This window comes from Elusimicrobiota bacterium (genome assembly GCA_016218575.1).
GTDB lineage: Bacteria > Elusimicrobiota > Elusimicrobia > UBA1565 > UBA9628 > JACRDN01.
This window is the reverse complement of record JACRDN010000016.1, coordinates 292,435-312,687: the sequence shown is the minus strand read 5'-3', so window position 1 is coordinate 312,687 and position 20,253 is coordinate 292,435. Positions and strand designations below refer to the sequence as shown.

Below are 20,253 nucleotides of genomic sequence, written 5' to 3'. Positions count from 1 at the left end.
GTTCCATTCGTCCCGTCCAAATCGATCCGGGACCCGTTTCCCGGGGTCCCGGATTATTTCAATGATGCTCTACCGCCGCGGCCGGCGCGGAACCACGTCCCGCGGCCTCGATGCCCTTGTTGAGAGCGCCCACGGCCAAGAACGCGATGACCAGGGCCAACAGCCCCAAGCCCTCGATCATGGCGGCCGGAATGATCATCATGGTCTGCAGGGAGCCGGCGGCCTCCGGCTGGCGGGCCGCGCCCTCTAGCGCCGCCCGGGCGAGCTTCGCGATGCCCATGGCCGCGCCGACGAGGCAGATCCCCGCCCCTACTCCCACTCCGATGTAGCTTAGTCCTAGATACAGCATTCTAACGACCTCCTGCTTCGGGGCCTTGGCCCCTTGGTCGGCGCGCTTCATGAGCCGCCGTTTGCGACCTCCGCTAATGCGGGTGTACGGCGCCGCCGACGAACAAGGCGGTGAGAAAGGTGAAGATGTACGCCTGCAGGAACGCGACCAGGACGTCCAGTGCGTAGACAAAAAGAGCCAAACCCACGGCCGCTGGAGCGACACCGAGCCCGATGTAGGGACTCATTTGCGCGAAAATGAAGATCAGGGACAGGAATGCCAGAGAGACGATATGCCCCGCGATGATGTTGGCGAAGAGCCGGATACAGAGGGCGATGCACTTGGCCAGGAGCCCTACGATCTCGATGAGGAAAATGAGAGGAACCAGGACCTTCGGTAGGCCGCCCGGAACGATGTGGGCGATATAGGAAAAAAGACCCTGCTCCTTGACCCCGGCCAGATGGATCAAGCCGAAGGTGCAGCTCGCCAGGGCGAAAGTGATGGAAATGTTGCCGGTGATGGCGGCTGCGCCGGGCAGGAGGCCGACCAGATTACACGCCAGGATGAAGAAGAACAATGTTAGGAAATAGGGCAAATAGGTGGCGGTGGAATGGCCGAATATGGGCTCGAGCACCGCATCGCGCAGGTAAAGGGCCACGGCCTCGACCGCGCCGCGCAAGAGCAGCCCGGCGCGCGAGCGGCTGCGCGCGGCCCAGGACAGCAGAGCGACGCAGGCGGCGCTGACGGACCACAGCGTCACCAGATGCTTGGTGAGGTTGAAGGCCAGGGCGTGATCCATCAGGTGATGCTCGAGGATGCGTTCGAAATTCATTTTAATTTTATGTGCCTATACTCCACCATCAAGCAAACCAAGACCCCCAGGGCGTAGGAGACGAGCATGGCCGCCGGCGCAACGCCCTTGGCCCGCGCGCTCCAAGCCATGAGGCAGCCAAGCGCCGCCGCGCGCAGGGCCATTCCCCCGCCGAAGGCCCACCAAAAGGCCTCCGCGGAAACGGCCTTGGTCCAGATCAACGCGAATGTGCTCAGGCTTGAGGCCAGCCACGCCGCGCTCAGCCCGACAGCCGCGCCCCGGCACTGCTCCGCGGGCCGCCCGAACATGCCCGCCAGAGTCAGAGCCGCCGCCACCGCCAAGGCTGCTTCCAAAGAGCTTTTAACGGCCGTCGCGACGCGCCTGCGCCTTGATAAGTTGGTAGAGTCCAACGCTGATTCCCAAGAAAGCGCCCAACAACATCAACCACGGCCCGGTCCCGAGCTTGCCGTCGAGCCATTGCCCCGCGAGAAAGCCCAGGAGAACGCTGGTCACGAGCTGCGTTCCCGCGCCCAGCGCGAAGGCCCACGCGGCGGCCCCGTTTTGCTTCTTGTCAGACTCCTCGGGATCGACGGACATGCAAGAAACTTACAAAGTCATTTTATCAATTTTTGAGAATTACTGTCAATTTCTCGGCCCGACGGGACTAGTGCTCCGACCGAGCCATAATGCGCGTTGTGGCCGGCCGCTTTTGGAGCGAGCCGAGGCGCGCGAGCCGAGCATGCCTGAAAGGCCTGTGAGGCGAGCGCAACGAAGGCGTAGGCCAAAAGCGTCCGGCCGCTCTTCTTAAGGAAATCGCTGACATCTTGATCGTAGACAGTTCCTCCATAGAGCGGGGGTCCGGCTTTGGCGGCCTGCGGCGTCGCTTGTCGGTCACATAGCTACCGCTATGCTCCCTCCTCGCTCCTAGCATCCAGCTCAAATCCGGGCCCCCACAACGCGCATTATGGCTCGGTCGGAGCACTAGGCGGAGACTCTTGACATGGTCACAAATTACGACCAAACTAGGCTCGTGAGCTCCGACAATAAGCATCGCATCCTGCTGGCCGATGACGAGCCGGACCTCCTAATCGTCATCAAGCAAAGCCTGGAGATGGCCGGCTTTCATGTGGAGACGGTGGACAACGGGAGGCAAGCCCTCGACTCCATACGCGCCCGCGCGCCGGACATCGCGATCCTGGACCTGCGCATGCCCGGCATGGACGGCTTCGAGGTCTGCCGGGAGCTGCGCAAGGACTCTCTCTACGAGCACCTGCCGCTGATCCTGCTCTCGGCGGCGGGAACCCGAGACACCAAAATCAAGGGGCTCAACCTCGGCGCCGACGACTTCATCACCAAACCCGTGGATCTCCAGGAGCTCCTGGCGCGCATCCACATGATCTTGAAGCGCACCCAGCAGGGCCTCGACGCCAATCCCCTCACCCGCCTGCCAGGGAACGTCTCGATCCAAAGGAGGATCAAGGAGGCCATCGAGTCGGGCAAGCCCTTGGCCGTCCTTTACCTCGACCTTAACCAATTTAAGGCCTACAACGACGCCTACGGCTTCGAGGCCGGCGACAAGGTCATCAAGGCCACTGCCGACATTCTCGTCAAGCTAACGCGCGGCGGCAAGGGCGTGGTGGAGGATTTCGTGGGGCATATTGGGGGGGACGACTTCATCGTCCTGACGCATCCCAAGCGCATGGAGGCCCTCTCTCGGGATATCATCACGGATTTTGATGGCATGGCGCCCATCTTCTACAACGCGAAGGATCGCAAGAATAAAAAAATCGTCTCAACCGACAGGCAGGGGCGAGTGGTCGAGTTTCCCCTGCTCTCCATCGCCATAGGGATCTGCCATAACGGGCTGCGCAGCCTTACCTCCTACGCGCAAATCTCGCATTACGGCGCCGAGCTCAAAAAATTCGCCAAGCAGCAGCCCGGCTCGGCTTACGTGGTCGATCGCCGACGCTAGCGGTGCCTGGCTCCCGGAGGGTGCCTGGCACCTGCTACCGTGTTATACCAGCCGTTCTATACCGCTTCCCAAAGGGTCGCCAAGCCGCGCCGGGCCTTGCGCCGGCGCATCTCGTGAAGCAAGGTCACGCAGAGGCGCGCCCCGCTCGAGCCCAGGGGGTGGCCGAGCGCGATGGCGCCTCCTGCTCCAGCGCTGCCTTGGCTTATCGAATCTTCTTGAGCCGCCCTTCCCGGTGCTGCAACTCCTCCGGCAGTTCATCGCCTCGCTTGTCGCGCCCGTACTCCGCGTCCTCCGCCTCGTCGACCTCATCCACCCATAGCTCAACGCCTCAAGGTGCCGTTTTCGGAAATCAGAAATCGTCCAAAAATCCGGCGTGTTGTTGGCTCCAAGGTAGCGCAGCGCCACGTCCTCCACAAGCCCGCGCTCGATCTTGCGGCTCGACGGCAGACCGACGCAGTACGCGTAGAGCAGCATCTTCGCCATCATCGTCGGGTGGTACGGCGGGTAGCCGCGGCCTTCCCGCTCGTAGACCGTCGTAATCGCGCTCAGGTCCAGTTCATCGACCATGTCGCTGACGAAGTGCGCCAGGTGGCCCTTCGGCAGCCAGTCCTTGATCGACGACGGCAGCAACAGCATCTGGTCCGGCTCGTAGGGGCGGTAGGTTTTGCTCATTCTCTCCTTGGGCGCGGAGAGAATTTTACTTCTTACCGACGGGATTTACTCGGACGGGCTCCTAGAGGGCTGGCGCGAGTTCGTGAACATACTTCGGGAAGTCATCGAACGTGTCCACATAGGGCGGATGTGGATTCTCAAGCGTCGGATAATCGCTTGGGCGGGAATCGCGCATGCGGACGCCGACCAAGCCTCGCTTGAGGTCCACCACCAGGAATTGCCCAAGCCAACCCTGCGCGGAGAAGCCCTCGACCGGGCCTAGTTCAATGACCTCGTACCACTGGAGTCGGTTGCGCATCAATACCGCGTTGAGCTCCTTCAGGTACGAAGGATGGCCCTGATAGGCGGCTCGCATCGCGGCGATGAGCTCGCCCATGTCTTTCATCGGCCGCCCGACCAAAGGGCGCATCGGATCGAGGACCTCGGCGCGAACCCCCGCCCGGCCCCAGGCTTCCAACAGTCTGGGCGTAAACCCGATGGAACGCGCCTGCGCGTCCCGCCACCAGAGCAGGCCGCATGTGGGATCGAAAGGCTGCGACGCTTCGACCGACCGCTCAAGCCAGCTCTTGCTGAGCACATGCCGTCCGTTCCACACGCCTCCGTCAAGAACCATTTGCCCGATCTTCGCTAGATCCGCCGGCCGGATTTGGAGCTCCCCGGCGATCAAGGGGTTTCCCGCGCTGTCCTTGGCCCAATCCCAATCGGCGATGCCGAGCGGCTCGAAAAGCCGCCGGGCGATATAGAGATCGGCGCGCACGCCCGAGGCCTTTTCGATGACCACACCAAGAAGATCAACGGCGGGATTATTGTAGACGAAAGCGGTTCCCGGCGGGTAAACCAGCGGGGCATTCAAAGCGTAGGGCACTCCCCGCCCGTGGGTGTCCAGGCCGGAGGTGTGATTCAACAGCATGCGGATTGTGATCTTACTCTTTTCTCCTTCCTTCCACTGGGAAACGAAATCCGACACAGGCTGATCGAGCGATTGAATCAGGCCGTCATCGATGAGTAATCCGACAGCAAGGCTCGCCACGGACTTGGTCGCGGACATCGCGTAGATCTTCCGATCCCAGGCGCCCTGCGAGGCGACGAGCTTGCCGCGCCTCAGGATCAAAATGACATCCGAGCGCTCTGCGGCCGCACGATCTAGGAGCCTCTTAAGCGCAGCGGAGTCGAGCCCCTCCTGGACCGGGTTGCCGATTGGGAAATCGGGCGGATTGCTTTGCGCGGCCCTGACGGCCGGAGGGGCCTGAGCTTGAGTCTGTAAGACTGCCTGCCTGATTGCTTGAAGCCTGCGGAAAAATTCAGACTCTGAGAGTGGAAGAGGACCGGCACTGACTTGCCCGCTTGGCCCCGCAGCCAAGAGCGCCGCGATAAATAAGCATCTCAACAGTCTGGGGAACATTGTAGTAGTCTCACTCAAACGATAGGCGGAGGCGTCCACGCCGTCGACCGGGCGATGGTAGGACAAATATACCATAATAAGGCGATCGAGTGTGTCGGCGGCCCGTTTTTGGGCCAGGTCCGATCCGCATCCTTGAACGGGTCGGGTGACGGGGGTGGGTCGGATCGCCCGGGTGCGAGACGAGCACAGCAAGTCGCGCAGAGGGCGATGGGCCCCACCCCCGGCAGGACCCGGACCGCCATTCCAAGAATGCGGAAGGGACCTGTCATGCGTCCGGACGATTACTCGGACAGGCTCCTAGAACTGTTCTCAATTCTGGGCCTTCCATTGTCCAGTTATTTCCGGGACACTACACTAGTGTTATACCGCTTCCCAAAGGGTCGCCAGGCCCTGCCCGACTCCTACGCAAAGGGTCGCCAAGCCGCGCCGGGCCTTGCGCCGGCGCATCTCGTGAAGCAAGGCCACGCAGAGGCGCGCTCCGCTCGAGCCCAGGGGGTGGCCGAGCGCGATGGCGCCGCCGTTCACGTTCAAGCGCTCCTCGTCTATTCCAAGCTCTCGGATGCAGGCCAAGCTTTGGGCCGCGAAGGCCTCGTTTAGCTCGATCAAGTCTATCTCCGAGATCTTAATCCCCAGCCGGCCTATGAGCTTTCGGGTCGCAGGCACGGGGCCCAGGCCCATGTAGGAGGGATCCACTCCGGCCGAGGCCGAGCCGGCCCAACGCGCAAGGGGCGCAAGGCCAAGAGCCGCGGCCCTGGACCTTTCCATCAGAAGCAGGGCCGAGGCTCCGTCATTGAGGGTCGAGCTGTTGCCTGCGGTGACGCTGCCTCCGGCGCGGAAGGCGGGCTTCAGGGCGGAGAGCTTCTCCAGGCTCGAGTCCGGCCGCGGAGTTTCGTCGACGGCAACCTCGCGGTTTTCACCCTTGCGGCCGATGACTTGGATGGGGACGATCTCCTCACTGAAAACGCCGGTCTGCGCCGCGACAGCCCTTTGGTGGCTGCGCAGGGCGAAGGCGTCCTGATCCTTGCGCGATATGTTATGGCGCTCGGCCACGTTCTCAGCCGTTTCCCCCATGCTGTAGAGGGGGAACATCTTCTCGAGGCGGGGATTGGGAAAGCGCCAGCCGAGGGCGGTGTCGTAGGCCGTGAGGTTGCCGTAGGGATAGGGAGCCTCGGCCTTGGGCAGGACCCACGGCGCCCGGCTCATGCTCTCCACTCCTCCCGCAACATAGACGTCGCCCTCCCCGGCCAGGATGGCGCGGGCCGCGGCATTGACGGCCTCCAAGCCGGAAGCGCCGAGGCGGTTGACAGTGCAGCCGGGCACCGACTGGGGGAGACCAGACAAAAGCGCGGCCATTCTCGCGACGTTGCGGTTGTCCTCGCCCGCCTGGTTGGCACAGCCAAGGTACACGTCCGATATTTCGGCCGGGTCGAGGCGGGGGGCCTTCTTCAAGAGGGCCGCTATCACGGCCGCGGCCAAATCGTCCGGGCGCACCCCGGCCAAGGCCCCCCCGAGCCTGCCCACGGGAGACCGCACCGCCGCCACCGCCACCGCTTCACGGACTGCCATGTTAGCGCGCCTCCTTCAGAAGCCGAGCGAACCGCGCCCGCGACATCACCACCTGCATGGTGGAACCTTCGCCCACCTTCCGGTGTCGGGTAAACACCTCGATGCGCGAATAGACCCGCGAGCCCCTCACCCGGACCAAGGTGCCCACCACGTGCAGGGGCGAACCCAGGCGCGCGGGACGCAGATGTTTGACCAGGACCCCCGCCCCCACCGCCTCCTCGCTGGGCTCTAGATATGGGGCCAGCAGCATGCGCGAGGCCGTTTCCATGTGGTAGACCATGGCCCAAGTGGCGTAGAGCCGATGGCTGACCAAGCCCTCCAGATAGGGCTTCATGGATGGCTTGACCACGGCTGGCATGTCCACCTTGAGACCAACCTTAAAGCCGGGCTTCATGGAAGGCCTCTTCCTCGAGTGACAGGCGCAGGACCTCGGCCGCCGCCTTCTCGAAAGGCATGCCCTCGGCGGCCAGGCGCGCGGCCTGGCCCATGGCCTTGAGCCTGCGCCTCTGCGAAAGAATATCCTCCAAGGCCGCGGACAGGGCCGCCGGGGCCTCGCCCAAGCTGGGGTAGGCCACCTTGCGGCCGAAACTCGGCCGCAAGAGGTCACGCACCCCATAATGATCGCTGGCCAGGACCGCGCGGCCCGCCTGCATGGCCTCGACGATGCTGAGGCCGTAGCTATCGTGGATGGAAGGAGAAGCGAAAAGGTCGGCCAGGCTCAAATGCGCCTGCTTCTCCAGGGGCGAGAGATAGCCGGGGAAGAACACCCGCACCCGGGACAGCCGGGCCGCGGTCTCCTTGACCTGCTCTAGGTAGCGCGACCCCTGCATGAAAGCCGCCTCGCCGCACAATAAGAGGCAGCAGTCGCGGTCTTGGAAAAAGCTTTTTTTCTCGAGGAGGCGCAAAGCCTCGATGAGAAGATGTATCCCTTTCTCCGGGGAGATCCGGCTCAAAGTCATCACGGTGGTGGTGTGGGTCCCGATCCGATAGCGGTCCTTGAGGACTCGAGCGCGGGCTTGGGACTCATCCTCGCTCACCGGGTCGCGCCACATGCCCCAGGGAAGCACGGAAATCCGGCGCGCGAGCTCCCCGCGCGTCATGACCGCGCAGCCGTAGCAGTCGAGCAAGGTCTCGCTCATGGCCCGGGAAGGCACGATCAGTCGCCGGGAGAGCCTGACTGTCTCTCTCTGCTTCTCGAAGACCAGGCGCAGAAGGTCAGGCAGAATTCGGCTTGCGCCCATGGCCCTCAGCCTCTCGTAGCCGGCAGCCGCGGTTCGAGCAGAGAGCCAGCTTTTGAGGTATATCTTGTTGAAATAATCCACCACATCCACGTGCCAGAGGGACACGATACGGTAGCCGGCCTCGGAGAGAGCCGCCAGGTCTGGGCCCTCGGAGACGTCGTTAACGAGCACGCAGGTCTCCCGCGGCGGGAAGCGCTCCCGCCGCTCCAGGAGCCAGCGCGTGCTGCCCTCTTCGAACTCGCGGCAGAAGGAGCCGTAATCCCATTCCGAAAGGCGCACGAGCCCCCGGTGCTTGGCCGCGGTAGGAGTCTGGATTTGGGCGTATTCGAGGCCAGGCCGGGGAGGAAGGGCTCCAGAGCCCAGGACCGCCAGCTCAAAGCCGTCCTGGGGCCAATGCTGGACGAGCTTGACCCCCACCATGGCCCCCCCGCCCAGTGGGGTCTTGTCCATGGGATAGCCCAAATGGCTGCCAATAAATACTAGTTTACGCATGGGGAATTGGGTGAGGAATTCCGTTAACTGTCACCGAATTCAATTAGTATACTATAACCGAATGCGGGCCGAATCCAAAAAAATCATTCTAGGCGTCGGAGCCAGGACGCCGATCGGGCACATCTCCCGCTCCTTGGCGAATCTGAGCCCCGAGGCGCTCCTACAGATCGCGGTGGAGGGCCTACTCCAAAAATCTAAGCTGCCCAAGGAAGCCGTGGACGGGCTCATCGCGGGCTGGGTGGGGCAGAGCTTTTCCGCGCCAAACATCGCCCGTGTGGCTCTCCTGCGCTGCGGCCTGCCTGAAAAAGCCCAGGCCGTCACGGTCCAGAACAATTGCGTTTCCTCGATCGAGGCTATTTCCGCGGCCGCGCGCTTCATCCTGGCCGGCGAGGGGGAACTCTACATCGCATGCGGGACCGAGTGCATGTCCCGCATGCCCTATACTATTGAAGGCAACCGCAGCCTCAAAGAACTGAGAAGCCTGGCAACGGTCAAGGAAAAATGGGCGAGCCTCCCTTCCAGCCCCCAGGTGGCCGTGATCGACTCCATGGAGGAGGGGCTGACCGATCCGGTCAAAAAAATCAACATGGCCGGCACGGCCGAGGTCTGCGCCCAAATCTACGGGATCACCCGCCAAGCCCAGGACCAATACGCCCACGAAAGCTTCAGACGGGCCATCGAGGGCTGGAACAAGGGCTTCTACGCCTCTCACGTGGTCCCGGCCAAGGCCGATGGAGCCGGCCTCGAGAAGGACGAATACCCCTTCCTGCGCAAGGATTTGGTGGCCAAACCCCAAATGTTCGCCAAGGCCCCGGCCCTTTTCGACAATTCCAGCTATTCCTTGAGGGACTTCTACCGCGACTTCGGGCATTACATTGGAAAAGAATTCCAGGAAGGAGCTACGGGCTCCGTCACCCTCTTCAACTCCTGCGGGCGCTCGGACGGGGCCGCGGCCCTTATTGTCGCGACCGAGGAGAAGGCCAAGGCCCTCGGCCTCGAGATCCTGGCCGAGCTCAAGGGCTGGGGCTTCCACGGCAACAACCCAGCCCACATGGGCGTGGCTCCCGCTTTGGCCGCTCCCGTGGCCCTCGAAAAGGCCGGCGTGAAGTTCGCAGAGCTCGACCATGTTGAATTGCACGAGCCCTTCGCCGCGACCGTTCTCTCCATCTTCAAGCTGGGCCGGGAGCGCTTCGGCCACGATTGGCAGGAAAAATTCTCCTCGGGAGCTCTAAACCCCCACGGAGGCTCTATCGCCTTGGGGCATCCCTTGGGCGCTACCGGCGCCCGGCTCATGCTGAACCTGCTCTACGCCCTGAAGGCCAACCCCACGGGGCGCTATGGAATGCTTGCGGCCTGCGCCGGAGGCGGGATGGGCGGGGCGATGGTGGTCGAAAGGCTTTAGCGTTAAACATTCATTCTTCTGAAGAAGCACCAGCTTCAATTTCTCGGCAGGAATCCTAGACGTTTGCGCCTCATGTTCTAATCCCTGATGCCGAGCCGCGACCTCAATTCCTTGCGGTGTTTGTCAACATCAAGAGCCGTTTTCCGGCCCAGGTAATAGTGCCGGACGAAAAGGAGGTCCTCGGCCAACTCCAAGGCTTGCCGGAACGTCATGGGGCTGCGCGTCTTGGCCCAGACTCCGCCGCGATCCAAGGCATCCTGCACCTTCTCCGCGTCGCGCAGGGCCGCCTCCTTGGCCGCCGCGATGGCGGAGAGGACGGCTCTCAAAAGTTCTCTCCTTTTATTTTTGCCCAAACTTTTCTTGGCGGACCACCCCCGGCTTTCCAATTCCCGCAAGACAGGATTCAGTATTCGATACGCCACGGCCCACATCTTGGCGTCGTCCGAATCCAGACGTTGGAACTGTCTTTTGAGGCCCCCGGAAATGCCTGGGCTCCGCTGGATCTCTTCGCCTATGAGGGACAAAGTGATCCCCCAATCCCCGGACGGAGGCGCGGGAGCCTCCTCCCCCAACTCCGGCAAGCCTGCTTTCTCGCGGCTGGGCGGCGTCCAAAGAAGGTCCTGCTCAGTGATGGCGCCGCTGGGAATGTGCTTCTCCATGATTTGCGGGTAGCGCGCTGTCGATTCGTCCGTGCTAGGAAGCAGCCTCTTCAGCACGTGAATCGCATTGACGGCCTCCCGCCCCTCATCGGGGGTCAGGGAGAAACTCCAATTCAGGGAATATTCCCAATGCTGATCCGGCGCGTTGAGGATTTTGTTCAAGAAATCCGCCAAGCGCGGGCTGAAAACGACCTTGCCCCAATCGCTTCCGACATCGGCGTGCCGGTCCTCCAGTTCCTCCAGGAGCTCGGGGTCGGCCCGAGAGGCCTTGGCCAAATCGCGCATTAGTATCAGGAGGCACCTGTGATAAAGGGTTTGGACATCATCCCAACCGGAGAAGTAGTTGTTGTGGCTCACCCATTCCCGGCCCTGAATGACGGCCCGCTCCAAATGGGCGAAGGCCTGCGTGTGCTCGGGGAAGCTCTTCCCCTCCAGGAAGCGAAGGCCTGTTTCGGCCTGCCGGAGAATCCCCTCCAGCTTGTCCGATATTCCGGAGCCGGAGAACTTGCTTCGCCAACCCTCGACGCGCTCCGCGACCTCGGGATCGTAATCCAGGACATCCGGATAGTCCAACTTGCTGTCCAGGTTGGCCGTGAAGTTCTTGAGGGGAGCCAGCTCGGTGCTGGCGGCCAAGGTCCTAAGCCATGCCTGGACCATGCTCCCGGCTTTTGGCCACGCCTGGGAGGACGCGTCCGCATAAGCTTCGGTCAGATAAGCCAGCGCATCCTTATCAGTGCCCTCATTGGCTTGGCGCCGCAAGAGCTCAAAGGCCCCGTTGATCTCGAGGGCCCGGACCTGGGCCAGGCGCGATTCCAAGCCCTCCACTCCGGAATACTTCAGCCGAGCGTAGCGGCGCCGGCATTCCTTAAGCTCGTCCAAGGCGTGGGCCTGCCTTTGAAATTCTCCGCTGTTTAAATTAGAAATAGCTCTACGAACCTGGACATTGATGTCCCTGAGCTCGGAAGGAAGTTCCGTCTCTTTGCTCTCAAAATCCACGAAAAGCGCGTTCCCATTTGAAAGCAGCGCCAAATGATTGTTGATCCGCAGCCACACCAGGCCGCGTTTGTAAGCGTAGGAATCCATAGCGGTCGTCTTCTGTATGTCACCGCTGATTTTCCCTTCAATGGGAATCAAAACTCCAGGGCCATAATCTTTTCGCAGGATATCGCGAATTCTTCGCCCGGCAGTGGAATCATGCCCCCCTTCGTTAAAAAATACCGGAATGGCAAAAACCGCGGCAAGCGATGCCCCATGGCCCATGTCGGGAACAACCCCGAAATGACCCAAGGCCCAGGCCCCGGCCAGGACGGCGCCGGCCAGGGCCAGCCGCGGAACCTGCTGGTCGAAAAGCCGGCCCTCCCGCGTCAAGGCCTCGGCCGCCGGCGCCCTGTTTGCGGACATAGGGGAGCGCCATGACGACATCCCGGCGCGCAGGCGCAGGGCAAAGCCCTGGAACCGCGGCAGGGCCAGGGTTGTTTGGAGCTTGATGGGCTTGAGGGTGGGACGGAGGCTGGCCCAAGCCGGGTTGAAGCCGGCGGATAAAAACAGGAGAGAAGCTAGAAAAGCCCGCAGTACCCTGGTCACAGACGCCATGATATTATAGGCTCACGGCCGGATTTAGGCATGGGCCGTTAGGGAATATCTGTGGTAGGCCGAAGGACCCGCTGGTTCAATGCGAACAGCTGGGCCCGCCGATGCCGAAGAAATTGGTGTTGCCGCCCTTGGCCCCGGCGCGGAATTCGCCCACGAAAGCCATGAGGGGATCGCGGGGGTGCAGGAAAAACCGCCTTTGCTTGAACCCCTTCGTCTTCTTCTCGACCACGATCTGCAAGGTGAACTCGCACATCATGTCCTCTTCCGTGCACTTGGTCTTGCGCTCGAGGTATTCTTTCTCCTGCTTGGTGATCTCGGTGAAACCCGCCATGATGAGGACCTGAACCTCGTCGCCCTTGGAGCCCGAGACGGGGGAGCAGTTCTTCTCCGGCATGCGGATGATGCCTTTCTCCTTGCCCTTGCGCATCTGCATCCAATTGCGCAGCTCGAGACTCTTGGCCTTGAAGCGCTGGCGCAGCTTCTTGGGGAGGCTCTCGGCGTCCACGGCCAGGAATTCCTCGATTTTTTCGGAGGAGAGCTCGCTCAAGCTCTCCAGGGAAGACTTCAAGATGAGCTCGACCAGTTCCACGGTCTCGGGAGCGGCTTTCGACGTTGATGGGGGCTGCACGCCCATGACGAGGCTCGCGTTCAATAAAAATATCCAGAAAAAATTCACTTCAGCCTCTCGGGTGATGCCTGCGATGGGCGGCCTTGAGTCCGGACTTCTCCAAGTGCGTATAGATTTGGGTCGTGGCGAGGCTGGAATGGCCCAGCATCTCCTGGACTGCGCGCAGGTCGGCTCCTCCCTGCAAAAGATGGGTCGCGAAGGTATGGCGCAGAATATGGGGGTGCAGGGGCTTGGAAATCCCGGCCTTCTTTCCCAGGGCCTTGAGGTCTCGCCAAAACTGGACCCGGGAAAGGCGGCCGCCTTTCCGGCTCAAGAACAGCTCCGGGGCGGGAGTCCGGTTTTTGAACTTTCTCTCGCGCAGGACCAGGTACTGGCGCAGAAGCGAAACGGCCCGGGCATGGACCGGGATGAGCCGTTCCTTGGCGCCCTTGCCGAAAACACGCACCCAGCCGTCCTCCAGATTTAGGGAGTCGGGCTTGAGGTCAAGAAGCTCCGAGACCCTCATGCCCGTGGCGTAGAGAAGCTCGAGCATGGTCCGGGCCCGGGCCGGCTCGAAGGCGGCGCCGCCTGAAGAGCGCAGAAGCCTCTCCATTTCCTCGATGGTCAGGAACTTCGGGAGGCGCTCGGCCAGCCTTGGCGAACGAAAGGGCTCCGCCGGGCTTTCCGAAATCCGGCGCTCCGAGACCTGAAAGGCGTAGAAGGACTTCAAGGCCTCGATCTTCCTGAACAAAGAAGACGCCTCGAGCCCTTTATCGGATTTGAGCTCCCAGAGAAAGTCGGACAAATCATCGTAAGACGCGGCCAAGGGCTCGATCTTGCGGCTCCCCAAATACCGGAAGAACTGGCCCAGGTCGGAGCCGTAGGAACGGCAGGTATTGGGCGAGAGCCCCCTCTCGAGGGTGAGATAGCGCCGATACTCCTCGAGAAGGGGGCTCTCAGCCAATCAACGGACCCCTGTCGCCGCCTTGGCGATAGGAGCCTTTCCGGGCTTCGCGGCCTGGGGCTCCTGGTTGGAGGCGCTCACCAGGAATTTGTCGCGCAGGGCCTTCTCGATGCGGGCCGCGACCTCCGCGTTCTGCTTGAGGTAGGCCTTGGCGTTCTCGCGCCCTTGGCCCAGCCTGTCGCCGCCGTAGAGAAACCACGAACCGGACTTCTCGATGATCTGGGACTCCGTGCCCATGTCTAGGAGACACCCCTCGCGGGAAACCCCGTAGCCGTGGATCATCTCGAACTCGGCCGTGCGGTAGGGAGGGGCCACCTTGTTCTTGACGATCTTGACCCGCGCGCGGGCGCCTACGACAACGTCGCCCTCCTTGATGTTCTCGATGCGCCGGATGTCCAAGCGCAGCGTGGCGTAGAACTTAAGGGCCAGGCCCCCGGTCGTGGTCTCGGGATTGCCGAACATGACCCCGATCTTATGGCGGATCTGGTTGATGAAGATGAGGCAGGTCTTGCTGCGGGCGATGGAGGCCGTAAGCTTTCTTAAGGCCTGGCTCATGAGGCGGGCCTGCAGGCCCATGTGGCTGTCGCCCATCTCTCCCTCTATCTCGGCCTTGGGGACCAAGGCCGCGACCGAGTCCACCACGATGATGTCCAAGGCGCTAGAGCGCACCAGCTTCTCGGTGATCTCAAGGGCCTCCTCCCCCGAGTCAGGCTGGGCGATGAGGAGGTTCTCGATTTCCACGCCCAATTGCTTGGCGTAGGCCGGATCCATGGCGTGCTCGGCGTCTATGTAGGCGGCCGAGCCCCCGGCCTTCTGGGCCATGGCCACGGCCTGCAAAGCCAAGGTGGTCTTGCCGGAGGACTCCGGGCCGTAAATCTCGATGATGCGCCCGCGGGGGAATCCGCCGACTCCCAGGGCCAAATCCAAGGACAGGACTCCCGTGGGAATCGTATCCACCTTGATCTTGGCGGCGCGCTCCCCCAGCTTCATGATGGCCTCGCGGCCGTAAGCCTTCTCGATCTGCGTCAAAGCCAGCTCCAAGGCCTTGCCTTTCGCGCTATCCATGCCCCTTACCCCCTCTCGCCGCGGGCTTACGAGCCGCCCGAGCCGAGTTCCGTGATTTTATCACATTTGCTCAACATTCATGAGCTCCGCGCTCGTCCTGCCCTTGACGGCGAACACTCGCAAGGCGGTTTGCCCGTCGCTCCACCAATAATCGCCCTCTTCCCGCCGAGGAGGCCCGTAGTCCGAGGACAGCCTGTCCACCAACTTGCCCAAAGGCACCGCCCCCTCTTCATACATCACCTCTAGGCGAACGAGTCTGCCTTTTTTCATCCCCAGCCACAGGACTTCTATGGGTCGGGGCATGGCCTTGACCGAGCTCCTCTCCAATCTTATACGACTGACCCCCCATTTTGGTTCCATGTAGGAGGGCCAATCACGGCTGGGGCGGTAGATTATTTGGATTTGCTCGAGGCCGTCCCCGAGAGAAAGGTGGTCCCATGTCCTAGATATGACAGCTTCATGGGAGAGCGCAATGGCCGGGGAATTAAAAAGGCTGAGGAACAGAAACAGCGCTCGCCCCATGACGCTGGAGACTGCTACCTTGCAGCACCTGGCCCCTTACCATACGGCCAGGCGCGCCGCACGGCCTTGGCGTAGTAGCGCTTTTCGCCGTTGTAATGCTTGAAGGTGATGCGCCCCAGGCGCGTGATGAAATCCTTGGCGATCTTGTAGCTGGCGTTCTGGCCGGTCAGGACCGTGAGGGCGTAGTCCCCGTTGGGGGTCAGGAAAATCGCGGAGTCATGGCAGGCCTGGCGCAGGAGCCCGGTCTTGTGGGCTATGCTCCAGCCCAAGGGCAGCCCCTTGGCGAGGCGCGAGGCGATGGCCTTCTTGCGCCTCAGAAAATCCAGCATGAGCTGGCTCGAATTCCTGTCCACCAGCTCGCCCCGGTATATTTTCTCAAGGAGCATGGTCATCTCCTGGGCCGTGGTGTAATTCTCGTGGGCCACCTTCCCGCCCCGGATGCTCATGCCCTCTTCGTAAATTCCGGTGTACACCAGGCCCATGCGCGGGAACTGCTGTTGGACGTAGCCCAGGCCCATGGAGTCGAGAAGCATGGCCGTGGCCGTGTTGTCCGACTCGTTGATCATTCGCCCGACCAGCTCCCAGACCGTAAAGCGCGAGCCGTCCGGCTGCCATTTAAGCGAGCCGGAGCCCCCCCGGCGCAAGGGCCGACGCAAGGCCAGCTTGTCGCTCAAGGACATCTTGCCCTCTTGTATCCTGTAAAAGACGCAGACCATGATGGGCACCTTGATGAGGCTGGCCGAGGGGAAGAGATCGCTCTCATGGTAGGACCAGGTCTTGCCGCTGCGAAGGTCTCGCAAGTAAATGGCCACGCGTCCGGAGTACCTCGTGGACAGGCGGGCAAGCTCCCCGGTCATCTCCCCCCATTCCTGCTCCTTTAGAATGGAGGGCGGCGCGGCCGGGGTCGGGACAGCGGCCTCTCCGGAGAAATTCAGCTTGCTGGCCACGGCGGAGAAGACGCGGGGCACTCCCTGCGCCGGACCTCCCTCCGGGCCCTGGCGCCAATTAGCCGCGGCGTACGAGGCGCCGGCCAGAGCCAAGGCGCCGATCAACAGCAAATCCACGCGGTCGAGCCTTTTTCCCGGGTTTCCCGAGGGAGAAATCATGGTGTAAGGATAACAGTAAAAACCGGAATACGCAAGGCTCTCGCCTAGAGTCGGACGCCGCAAAAGCAGCAGGCGCTCGTAGCGCGGCGCCTGCTTACTTAACCTTAGCCGCCGGGCTTGACCCGAAAGTGAGCTTTTCCCCGGAGCCGTCCAGGTCCACGTAGATGGTGGCCCCCGCCTCGAATTTCTTCATGAGAATCTCCTCGGCCAGGGGATCCTCGATCGCCCTCTGGATGGTCCGAGCCAAGGGGCGGGCCCCGTAATTGGGGTCGAAGCCGTTCTTAATGAGGAACTTCTCCGTCTCCTCCGAGAACTCGATCTTGAAGCCCTGGGTCTCTATCTTGGCCCGGACGCGGCCCAGCATGAGCTTAAGTATCTGGGCCATCTCCTCCTCGCTCAAGGGCCTGAAGACGAGGATCTCGTTGATGCGGTTGATGAACTCCGGGTTGAAGACCCGCCGCACCTCCTCCATGACCGTATCTTTCATTTTCTTGTAGTCGCGCTCCGCCGTGTCGTCGGCGGCCACGAACCCCAGGGACTTCCCCCGAGAGATAAGCCGCGCGCCTACGTTGGAGGTCATGATGAAGACGGTGTTCTTGAAGCTCACCTTGTGCCCCAGATTGTCGTTCAAGATGCCGTCGTCCATGACCTGCAGGAGGATGTTGAATATGTCAGGATGGGCCTTCTCGATCTCGTCGAGCAGAACCACCGAGTAAGGCTTGCGGCGCACCGCCTCGGTAAGCTGGCCGCCCTCCTCGTAGCCGACGTAGCCAGGGGGCGCCCCGATGAGGCGGCTCACCGCGAACTTTTCCATGTACTCGGACATGTCGATGCGGACCATGGCCTCCTCATTGCCGAAAAGGAACTCCGCCACGGCCCGGGCGAGCTCGGTCTTGCCCACGCCCGTGGGGCCGAGAAACAGGAAGGAGCCGATGGGCTTCTTGGCGTCCTTGAGTCCCGCCCGGGAGCGGCGAATGGCCTGGGAAATGATCTTGATCGCCTCCTCCTGCCCGATCACCCGCTTATGGAGATTATCCTCCATGTGCATGAGCTTCTCCGTCTCGGACTCGGTGAGGCTCGTGGCCGGAACTCCGGTCCACTTGGAAACCACGACCGCGATGTCCTCTGAGACGATCGTCGGAGTGGCCTGGTCCCGCTTCTCGCGCCACTTCTTCTTGGCTTCCTCCAGAGCCTTGCGCAATTCCTTCTCCTTGTCGCGCAGGCGCGCCGCCTTCTCGTACTCCTGGTTGGCGATGGAGGAGGATTTGTCCTTGACCACCTTCTCTATCTCCACCTCCTTCTCCTTGAATTGGGGAGGGGTCTGAGAGGTCTGCAGGCGCGCCCGGGAGCCGGCCTCGTCGATGAGGTCAATGGCCTTGTCCGGCAGGAAGCGCTCGCTGATGTAGCGGTCCGCGAGCTCGGCGGCCGCCCTCAAGGCGGCGTCGTCGTACTTCACCTTGTGGTGGGCCTCATACTTGTCCTTCAAGCCCTTCAATATCTCGATCGTCTCCTCAACGCTCGGGGGATCGACCACGATGGGCTGGAAGCGGCGCTCCAAGGCCGCGTCATGCTCGATGTACTTGCGGTACTCGTCCAGGGTCGTGGCTCCGATGCATTGGAGCTCGCCGCGGGACAGCGCTGGTTTTATCATATTGGAGGCGTCTATCGCCCCCTCGGCGGCTCCGGCCCCGATCACGGTATGGAGCTCGTCGATGAAAAGGATGACGGCGTTCTTCGAGCGCCGGATCTCCTCGATGATATTCTTGAGCCTCTGCTCGAATTCCCCGCGGTACTTGGTGCCGGCCACGACCAGGGCCAGGTCCAAGGTGAGGACCCTCTTGGAGGCCAGGATCTCGGGGATGTCTCCCGAGGAAATCTTCTGGGCCAGGCCCTCGACGATGGCGGTCTTGCCCACGCCGGGGTCGCCAATAAGGACGGGATTGTTCTTGGTGCGCCGGGCCAGAATCTGGATCATGCGCTCGATCTCGTCGGCGCGCCCGATCACCGGGTCCAGCTTGCCCTCTCGCGCCATGGCGGTGAGATCGCGGCCGAACTCGTCCAAGGTGGGGGTCTTGGACTTGGTCCGGGTGGGGGTGGCCGGGGTCTGGGAGCTTCCGCCCTGCCCGTGCTGGGCCTGGCCCTCGCCCAGGAGGTTCAAAACCTCCTCGCGGACCACGTCCAGGCGCAGGCCTAGGTTCTCGAGCACCCTCGCGGCCACGCCCTCCTCCTCGCGGATGAGCCCCAGGAGGAGGTGCTCGGTGCCGACGTAGGAGTGCCCCATGTGCTGGGCCTCCTCGACCGCGTACTCGAGGACTTTCTTGGCGCGGGGGGTGAAGGGAATCTCGCCCAAAAGCATCACGTTGTCGCCCGTCCCCACGATTTTCTCGATCTCCGAGCGCACGCGCCTCAAGTCCACCCCTAGATTGGCCAAGACCTGAGCCGCCACGCCCTCCCCGAGAGCGATGAGCCCCAGCAGGATGTGCTCGGTCCCGACGTAATCGTGGTTGAGGCGCTTGGCTTCTTCCTGCGCGATGAGAATCACTCTCTGCGCCCTTTCCGTGAATCGGTTGGACATGTTATCTCCTAGGAACCGCGATTCAATCCTACTACTAGTATGTTTCGATTTTGTTAAAAATGCAAGGCTTCGAATCGCCGCGAATTATTTTACAAATTTTAAAGCGGGGTGTCGTCGAGAAGTATCCGCGACAGGGGTTCAGCACTTCTTGCGGCAGGCCCGGAATTTGAGGAGCTCTTGCACGGCCGGCGAAGATTCCTTCTTAAGTCGAGACAGCAGAGCGCACGACAAGTCCGCGCGCGGCCCCACGGTTTTGAACCAGGCTTCCAAATCACCGGAGCTTTCAAGCGGCTTGTTGAAAGAGCGGCCAGCGGGGTATGAGATCTCAAGCTCGCGGTCCGGGAACTTGTCCTTGAAATGGAAAAACAAGCCGCGCTCGTCCACGCATGAAGGCTTTGTTTCTAAAGGCACGACAAACAGGGGCGATAGACCCGCGGGCAGCTCCACCTTGATCGCGATCTCAGATGGAGGAGGAAGGGCCCATTGATTGAGCGGCGTTAAGTAATAAATCAAACGTTTCGCGGCCCATGGCGTCCCTCCCTTTTGAAACCACGTCTTGTCCACGAACCACGGCTTCTCACCTACCGGATACTCTCGGCCGACGTAGAAGCTCCCGCTGTCATAAACCCCGAACTCGTAAGAAGTACGCAAAACATGCTTGCGGCCCTTCCTAAACGAAGCTTTCCAAACATAACCCAAGGTTATCGTCCTGGTTGAGACTCCAAAGCCGTCGAGCCATTTAAGCGCCAGGGGAAGAATCTCTTCGCCATCAATAAAGGTTTTAAACGAGGACACTCCCGGAGCTTGGACGCCATCCAGGCCCTCGCTGTCGATAAAATCAGCCATCCAATCGTGCACCGGGAAGCCGAACTGGACATCCGCCGCGTCATCAAAGGTTTCAATCCGATAGACCGCGTCCGCCGTCCACGAGGGGGAAAATCTCGCCCAAGCCTTCGCCAAGGAAGAACACTCCCGAACCTTCCCAATGGTGGCGAACTCGTGTTCGCCTGTGGCATAATCATACTCATCCGGAGGCAGCTGCGGCTTGCCGCGGAAAAGGACTTCATAGCAGACGGCCTTCTTTACGGGGCCGAGGACCAACTCTTCCCTCTCCACTCTTAAATGCCTATTGTTGACTGGCCTTAAAGTGTCGCCGGCCCCCCAGAAAAAGCCATCATTGGCCCGGGCGGAGCGAAAAGAGAGGACCAATGCCCCTGCGAGGAACATCATTCGAACCATAAGCATTACTTTTATAGCAGTTCCGCTGCCTGAGGAG

Annotated in this window: 18 protein-coding genes and 1 pseudogene; 2 read left to right on the top strand and 17 right to left on the bottom strand. The window is 61.7% G+C overall.

Going from position 1 to position 20,253, the window contains the following annotated elements; genetic code table 11:
• Nucleotides 1–58: 58 nt before the first annotated feature.
• The 4 genes from atpE to HY921_06440 all read right to left on the bottom strand — a co-directional run bounded on the left by atpE (nt 59) and on the right by HY921_06440 (nt 1,736).
• Nucleotides 59–349 carry an ATP synthase F0 subunit C gene (atpE, locus tag HY921_06455; protein MBI5630508.1) on the bottom strand — a complete coding sequence of 97 codons (291 nt, stop codon included), beginning with the start codon at nt 347–349 and terminating at the stop codon, nt 59–61.
• 73 nt (nt 350–422) lie between these two features.
• Complete coding sequence (gene atpB / locus HY921_06450; GenBank protein MBI5630507.1) at nt 423–1,160, bottom strand: F0F1 ATP synthase subunit A; 738 nt, start codon at nt 1,158–1,160, stop codon at nt 423–425.
• Entirely contained in the window at nt 1,157–1,492 is a 336-nt protein-coding gene (locus tag HY921_06445) for a hypothetical protein (protein MBI5630506.1), read from the bottom strand. The genes atpB and HY921_06445 overlap by 4 nt, the downstream gene beginning before the upstream one ends.
• A gap of 7 nt (nt 1,493–1,499) precedes the next feature.
• Nucleotides 1,500–1,736: an AtpZ/AtpI family protein gene (locus HY921_06440; protein ID MBI5630505.1), complete on the bottom strand. Its 237-nt coding sequence runs from the start codon at nt 1,734–1,736 to the stop codon at nt 1,500–1,502.
• Nucleotides 1,737–2,169: 433 nt separating this feature from the next.
• Between HY921_06440 and HY921_06435 the strand changes: the two genes are divergently transcribed.
• The gene (locus tag HY921_06435; protein ID MBI5630504.1) at nt 2,170–3,111 is read left to right on the top strand and encodes a response regulator; all 942 of its coding nucleotides are present in this window, start codon (nt 2,170–2,172) and stop codon (nt 3,109–3,111) included.
• 56 nt (nt 3,112–3,167) lie between these two features.
• Here the strand turns inward: HY921_06435 and HY921_06430 are convergent.
• From HY921_06430 to HY921_06410, 5 genes and pseudogenes are all read right to left on the bottom strand, one after another.
• Nucleotides 3,168–3,293, bottom strand: a pseudogene (locus tag HY921_06430) (hypothetical protein).
• A gap of 551 nt (nt 3,294–3,844) precedes the next feature.
• Nucleotides 3,845–4,894: a beta-lactamase family protein gene (locus tag HY921_06425; protein ID MBI5630503.1), complete on the bottom strand. Its 1,050-nt coding sequence runs from the start codon at nt 4,892–4,894 to the stop codon at nt 3,845–3,847.
• A gap of 651 nt (nt 4,895–5,545) precedes the next feature.
• On the bottom strand, nt 5,546–6,751 hold the full coding sequence (locus HY921_06420; protein ID MBI5630502.1) for an acetyl-CoA C-acyltransferase: 1,206 nt from the start codon (nt 6,749–6,751) through the stop codon (nt 5,546–5,548).
• 1 nt (nt 6,752) lies between these two features.
• Complete coding sequence (locus HY921_06415) at nt 6,753–7,145, bottom strand: thioesterase (protein MBI5630501.1); 393 nt, start codon at nt 7,143–7,145, stop codon at nt 6,753–6,755.
• Nucleotides 7,129–8,442: a glycosyltransferase family 4 protein gene (locus HY921_06410; GenBank protein ID MBI5630500.1), complete on the bottom strand. Its 1,314-nt coding sequence runs from the start codon at nt 8,440–8,442 to the stop codon at nt 7,129–7,131. Before HY921_06410 ends, HY921_06415 begins: the two co-directional genes overlap by 17 nt.
• Before the next feature lie 103 nt (nt 8,443–8,545).
• Here HY921_06410 and HY921_06405 point away from each other — a divergent pair, with 103 nt between their 5' ends.
• Nucleotides 8,546–9,886, top strand: coding sequence for a thiolase family protein (locus HY921_06405; GenBank protein MBI5630499.1), 1,341 nt, complete (start codon nt 8,546–8,548; stop codon nt 9,884–9,886).
• Nucleotides 9,887–9,963: 77 nt separating this feature from the next.
• Here the strand turns inward: HY921_06405 and HY921_06400 are convergent, their stop codons facing one another.
• The 8 genes from HY921_06400 to HY921_06365 form a co-directional block, all read right to left on the bottom strand.
• Nucleotides 9,964–12,129, bottom strand: a complete 2,166-nt coding sequence (locus tag HY921_06400; GenBank protein MBI5630498.1) for a hypothetical protein — start codon at nt 12,127–12,129, stop codon at nt 9,964–9,966.
• 85 nt (nt 12,130–12,214) lie between these two features.
• Nucleotides 12,215–12,814 (bottom strand): hypothetical protein, encoded by a 600-nt coding sequence (locus HY921_06395; GenBank protein MBI5630497.1) that lies wholly within the window; start codon nt 12,812–12,814, stop codon nt 12,215–12,217.
• Nucleotide 12,815: 1 nt separating this feature from the next.
• Nucleotides 12,816–13,709, bottom strand: coding sequence for a tyrosine recombinase XerD (locus HY921_06390; protein ID MBI5630496.1), 894 nt, complete (start codon nt 13,707–13,709; stop codon nt 12,816–12,818).
• A complete protein-coding gene (gene recA, locus HY921_06385) occupies nt 13,710–14,774 on the bottom strand; it encodes a recombinase RecA (GenBank protein MBI5630495.1) in 1,065 nt (354 codons plus the stop codon).
• Between the two features lie 60 nt (nt 14,775–14,834).
• Entirely contained in the window at nt 14,835–15,077 is a 243-nt protein-coding gene (locus HY921_06380; GenBank protein ID MBI5630494.1) for a hypothetical protein, read from the bottom strand.
• A gap of 233 nt (nt 15,078–15,310) precedes the next feature.
• Nucleotides 15,311–16,402, bottom strand: coding sequence for a serine hydrolase (locus HY921_06375; protein ID MBI5630493.1), 1,092 nt, complete (start codon nt 16,400–16,402; stop codon nt 15,311–15,313).
• A gap of 94 nt (nt 16,403–16,496) precedes the next feature.
• The gene (locus tag HY921_06370) at nt 16,497–18,977 is read right to left on the bottom strand and encodes an ATP-dependent Clp protease ATP-binding subunit (protein ID MBI5630492.1); all 2,481 of its coding nucleotides are present in this window, start codon (nt 18,975–18,977) and stop codon (nt 16,497–16,499) included.
• 138 nt (nt 18,978–19,115) lie between these two features.
• Nucleotides 19,116–20,207 (bottom strand): hypothetical protein, encoded by a 1,092-nt coding sequence (locus HY921_06365; GenBank protein ID MBI5630491.1) that lies wholly within the window; start codon nt 20,205–20,207, stop codon nt 19,116–19,118.
• Nucleotides 20,208–20,253: the final 46 nt, after the last annotated feature.

Coding starts and splice junctions, on each gene's coding strand:
- HY921_06420 (MBI5630502.1), bottom strand. CDS start 6,751: ATGGCAGTCCGTGAAGCGGTGGCGGTGGCGGCGGTGCGGTCTCCCGTG.
- atpE (MBI5630508.1), bottom strand. CDS start 349: ATGCTGTATCTAGGACTAAGCTACATCGGAGTGGGAGTAGGGGCGGGG.
- HY921_06380 (MBI5630494.1), bottom strand. CDS start 15,077: ATGCCCCGACCCATAGAAGTCCTGTGGCTGGGGATGAAAAAAGGCAGA.
- HY921_06375 (MBI5630493.1), bottom strand. CDS start 16,402: ATGATTTCTCCCTCGGGAAACCCGGGAAAAAGGCTCGACCGCGTGGAT.
- recA (MBI5630495.1), bottom strand. CDS start 14,774: ATGGATAGCGCGAAAGGCAAGGCCTTGGAGCTGGCTTTGACGCAGATC.
- HY921_06370 (MBI5630492.1), bottom strand. CDS start 18,977: ATGTCCAACCGATTCACGGAAAGGGCGCAGAGAGTGATTCTCATCGCG.
- HY921_06410 (MBI5630500.1), bottom strand. CDS start 8,442: ATGGACAAGACCCCACTGGGCGGGGGGGCCATGGTGGGGGTCAAGCTC.
- HY921_06365 (MBI5630491.1), bottom strand. CDS start 20,207: ATGATGTTCCTCGCAGGGGCATTGGTCCTCTCTTTTCGCTCCGCCCGG.
- HY921_06440 (MBI5630505.1), bottom strand. CDS start 1,736: ATGTCCGTCGATCCCGAGGAGTCTGACAAGAAGCAAAACGGGGCCGCC.
- HY921_06415 (MBI5630501.1), bottom strand. CDS start 7,145: ATGAAGCCCGGCTTTAAGGTTGGTCTCAAGGTGGACATGCCAGCCGTG.
- atpB (MBI5630507.1), bottom strand. CDS start 1,160: ATGAATTTCGAACGCATCCTCGAGCATCACCTGATGGATCACGCCCTG.
- HY921_06405 (MBI5630499.1), top strand. CDS start 8,546: ATGCGGGCCGAATCCAAAAAAATCATTCTAGGCGTCGGAGCCAGGACG.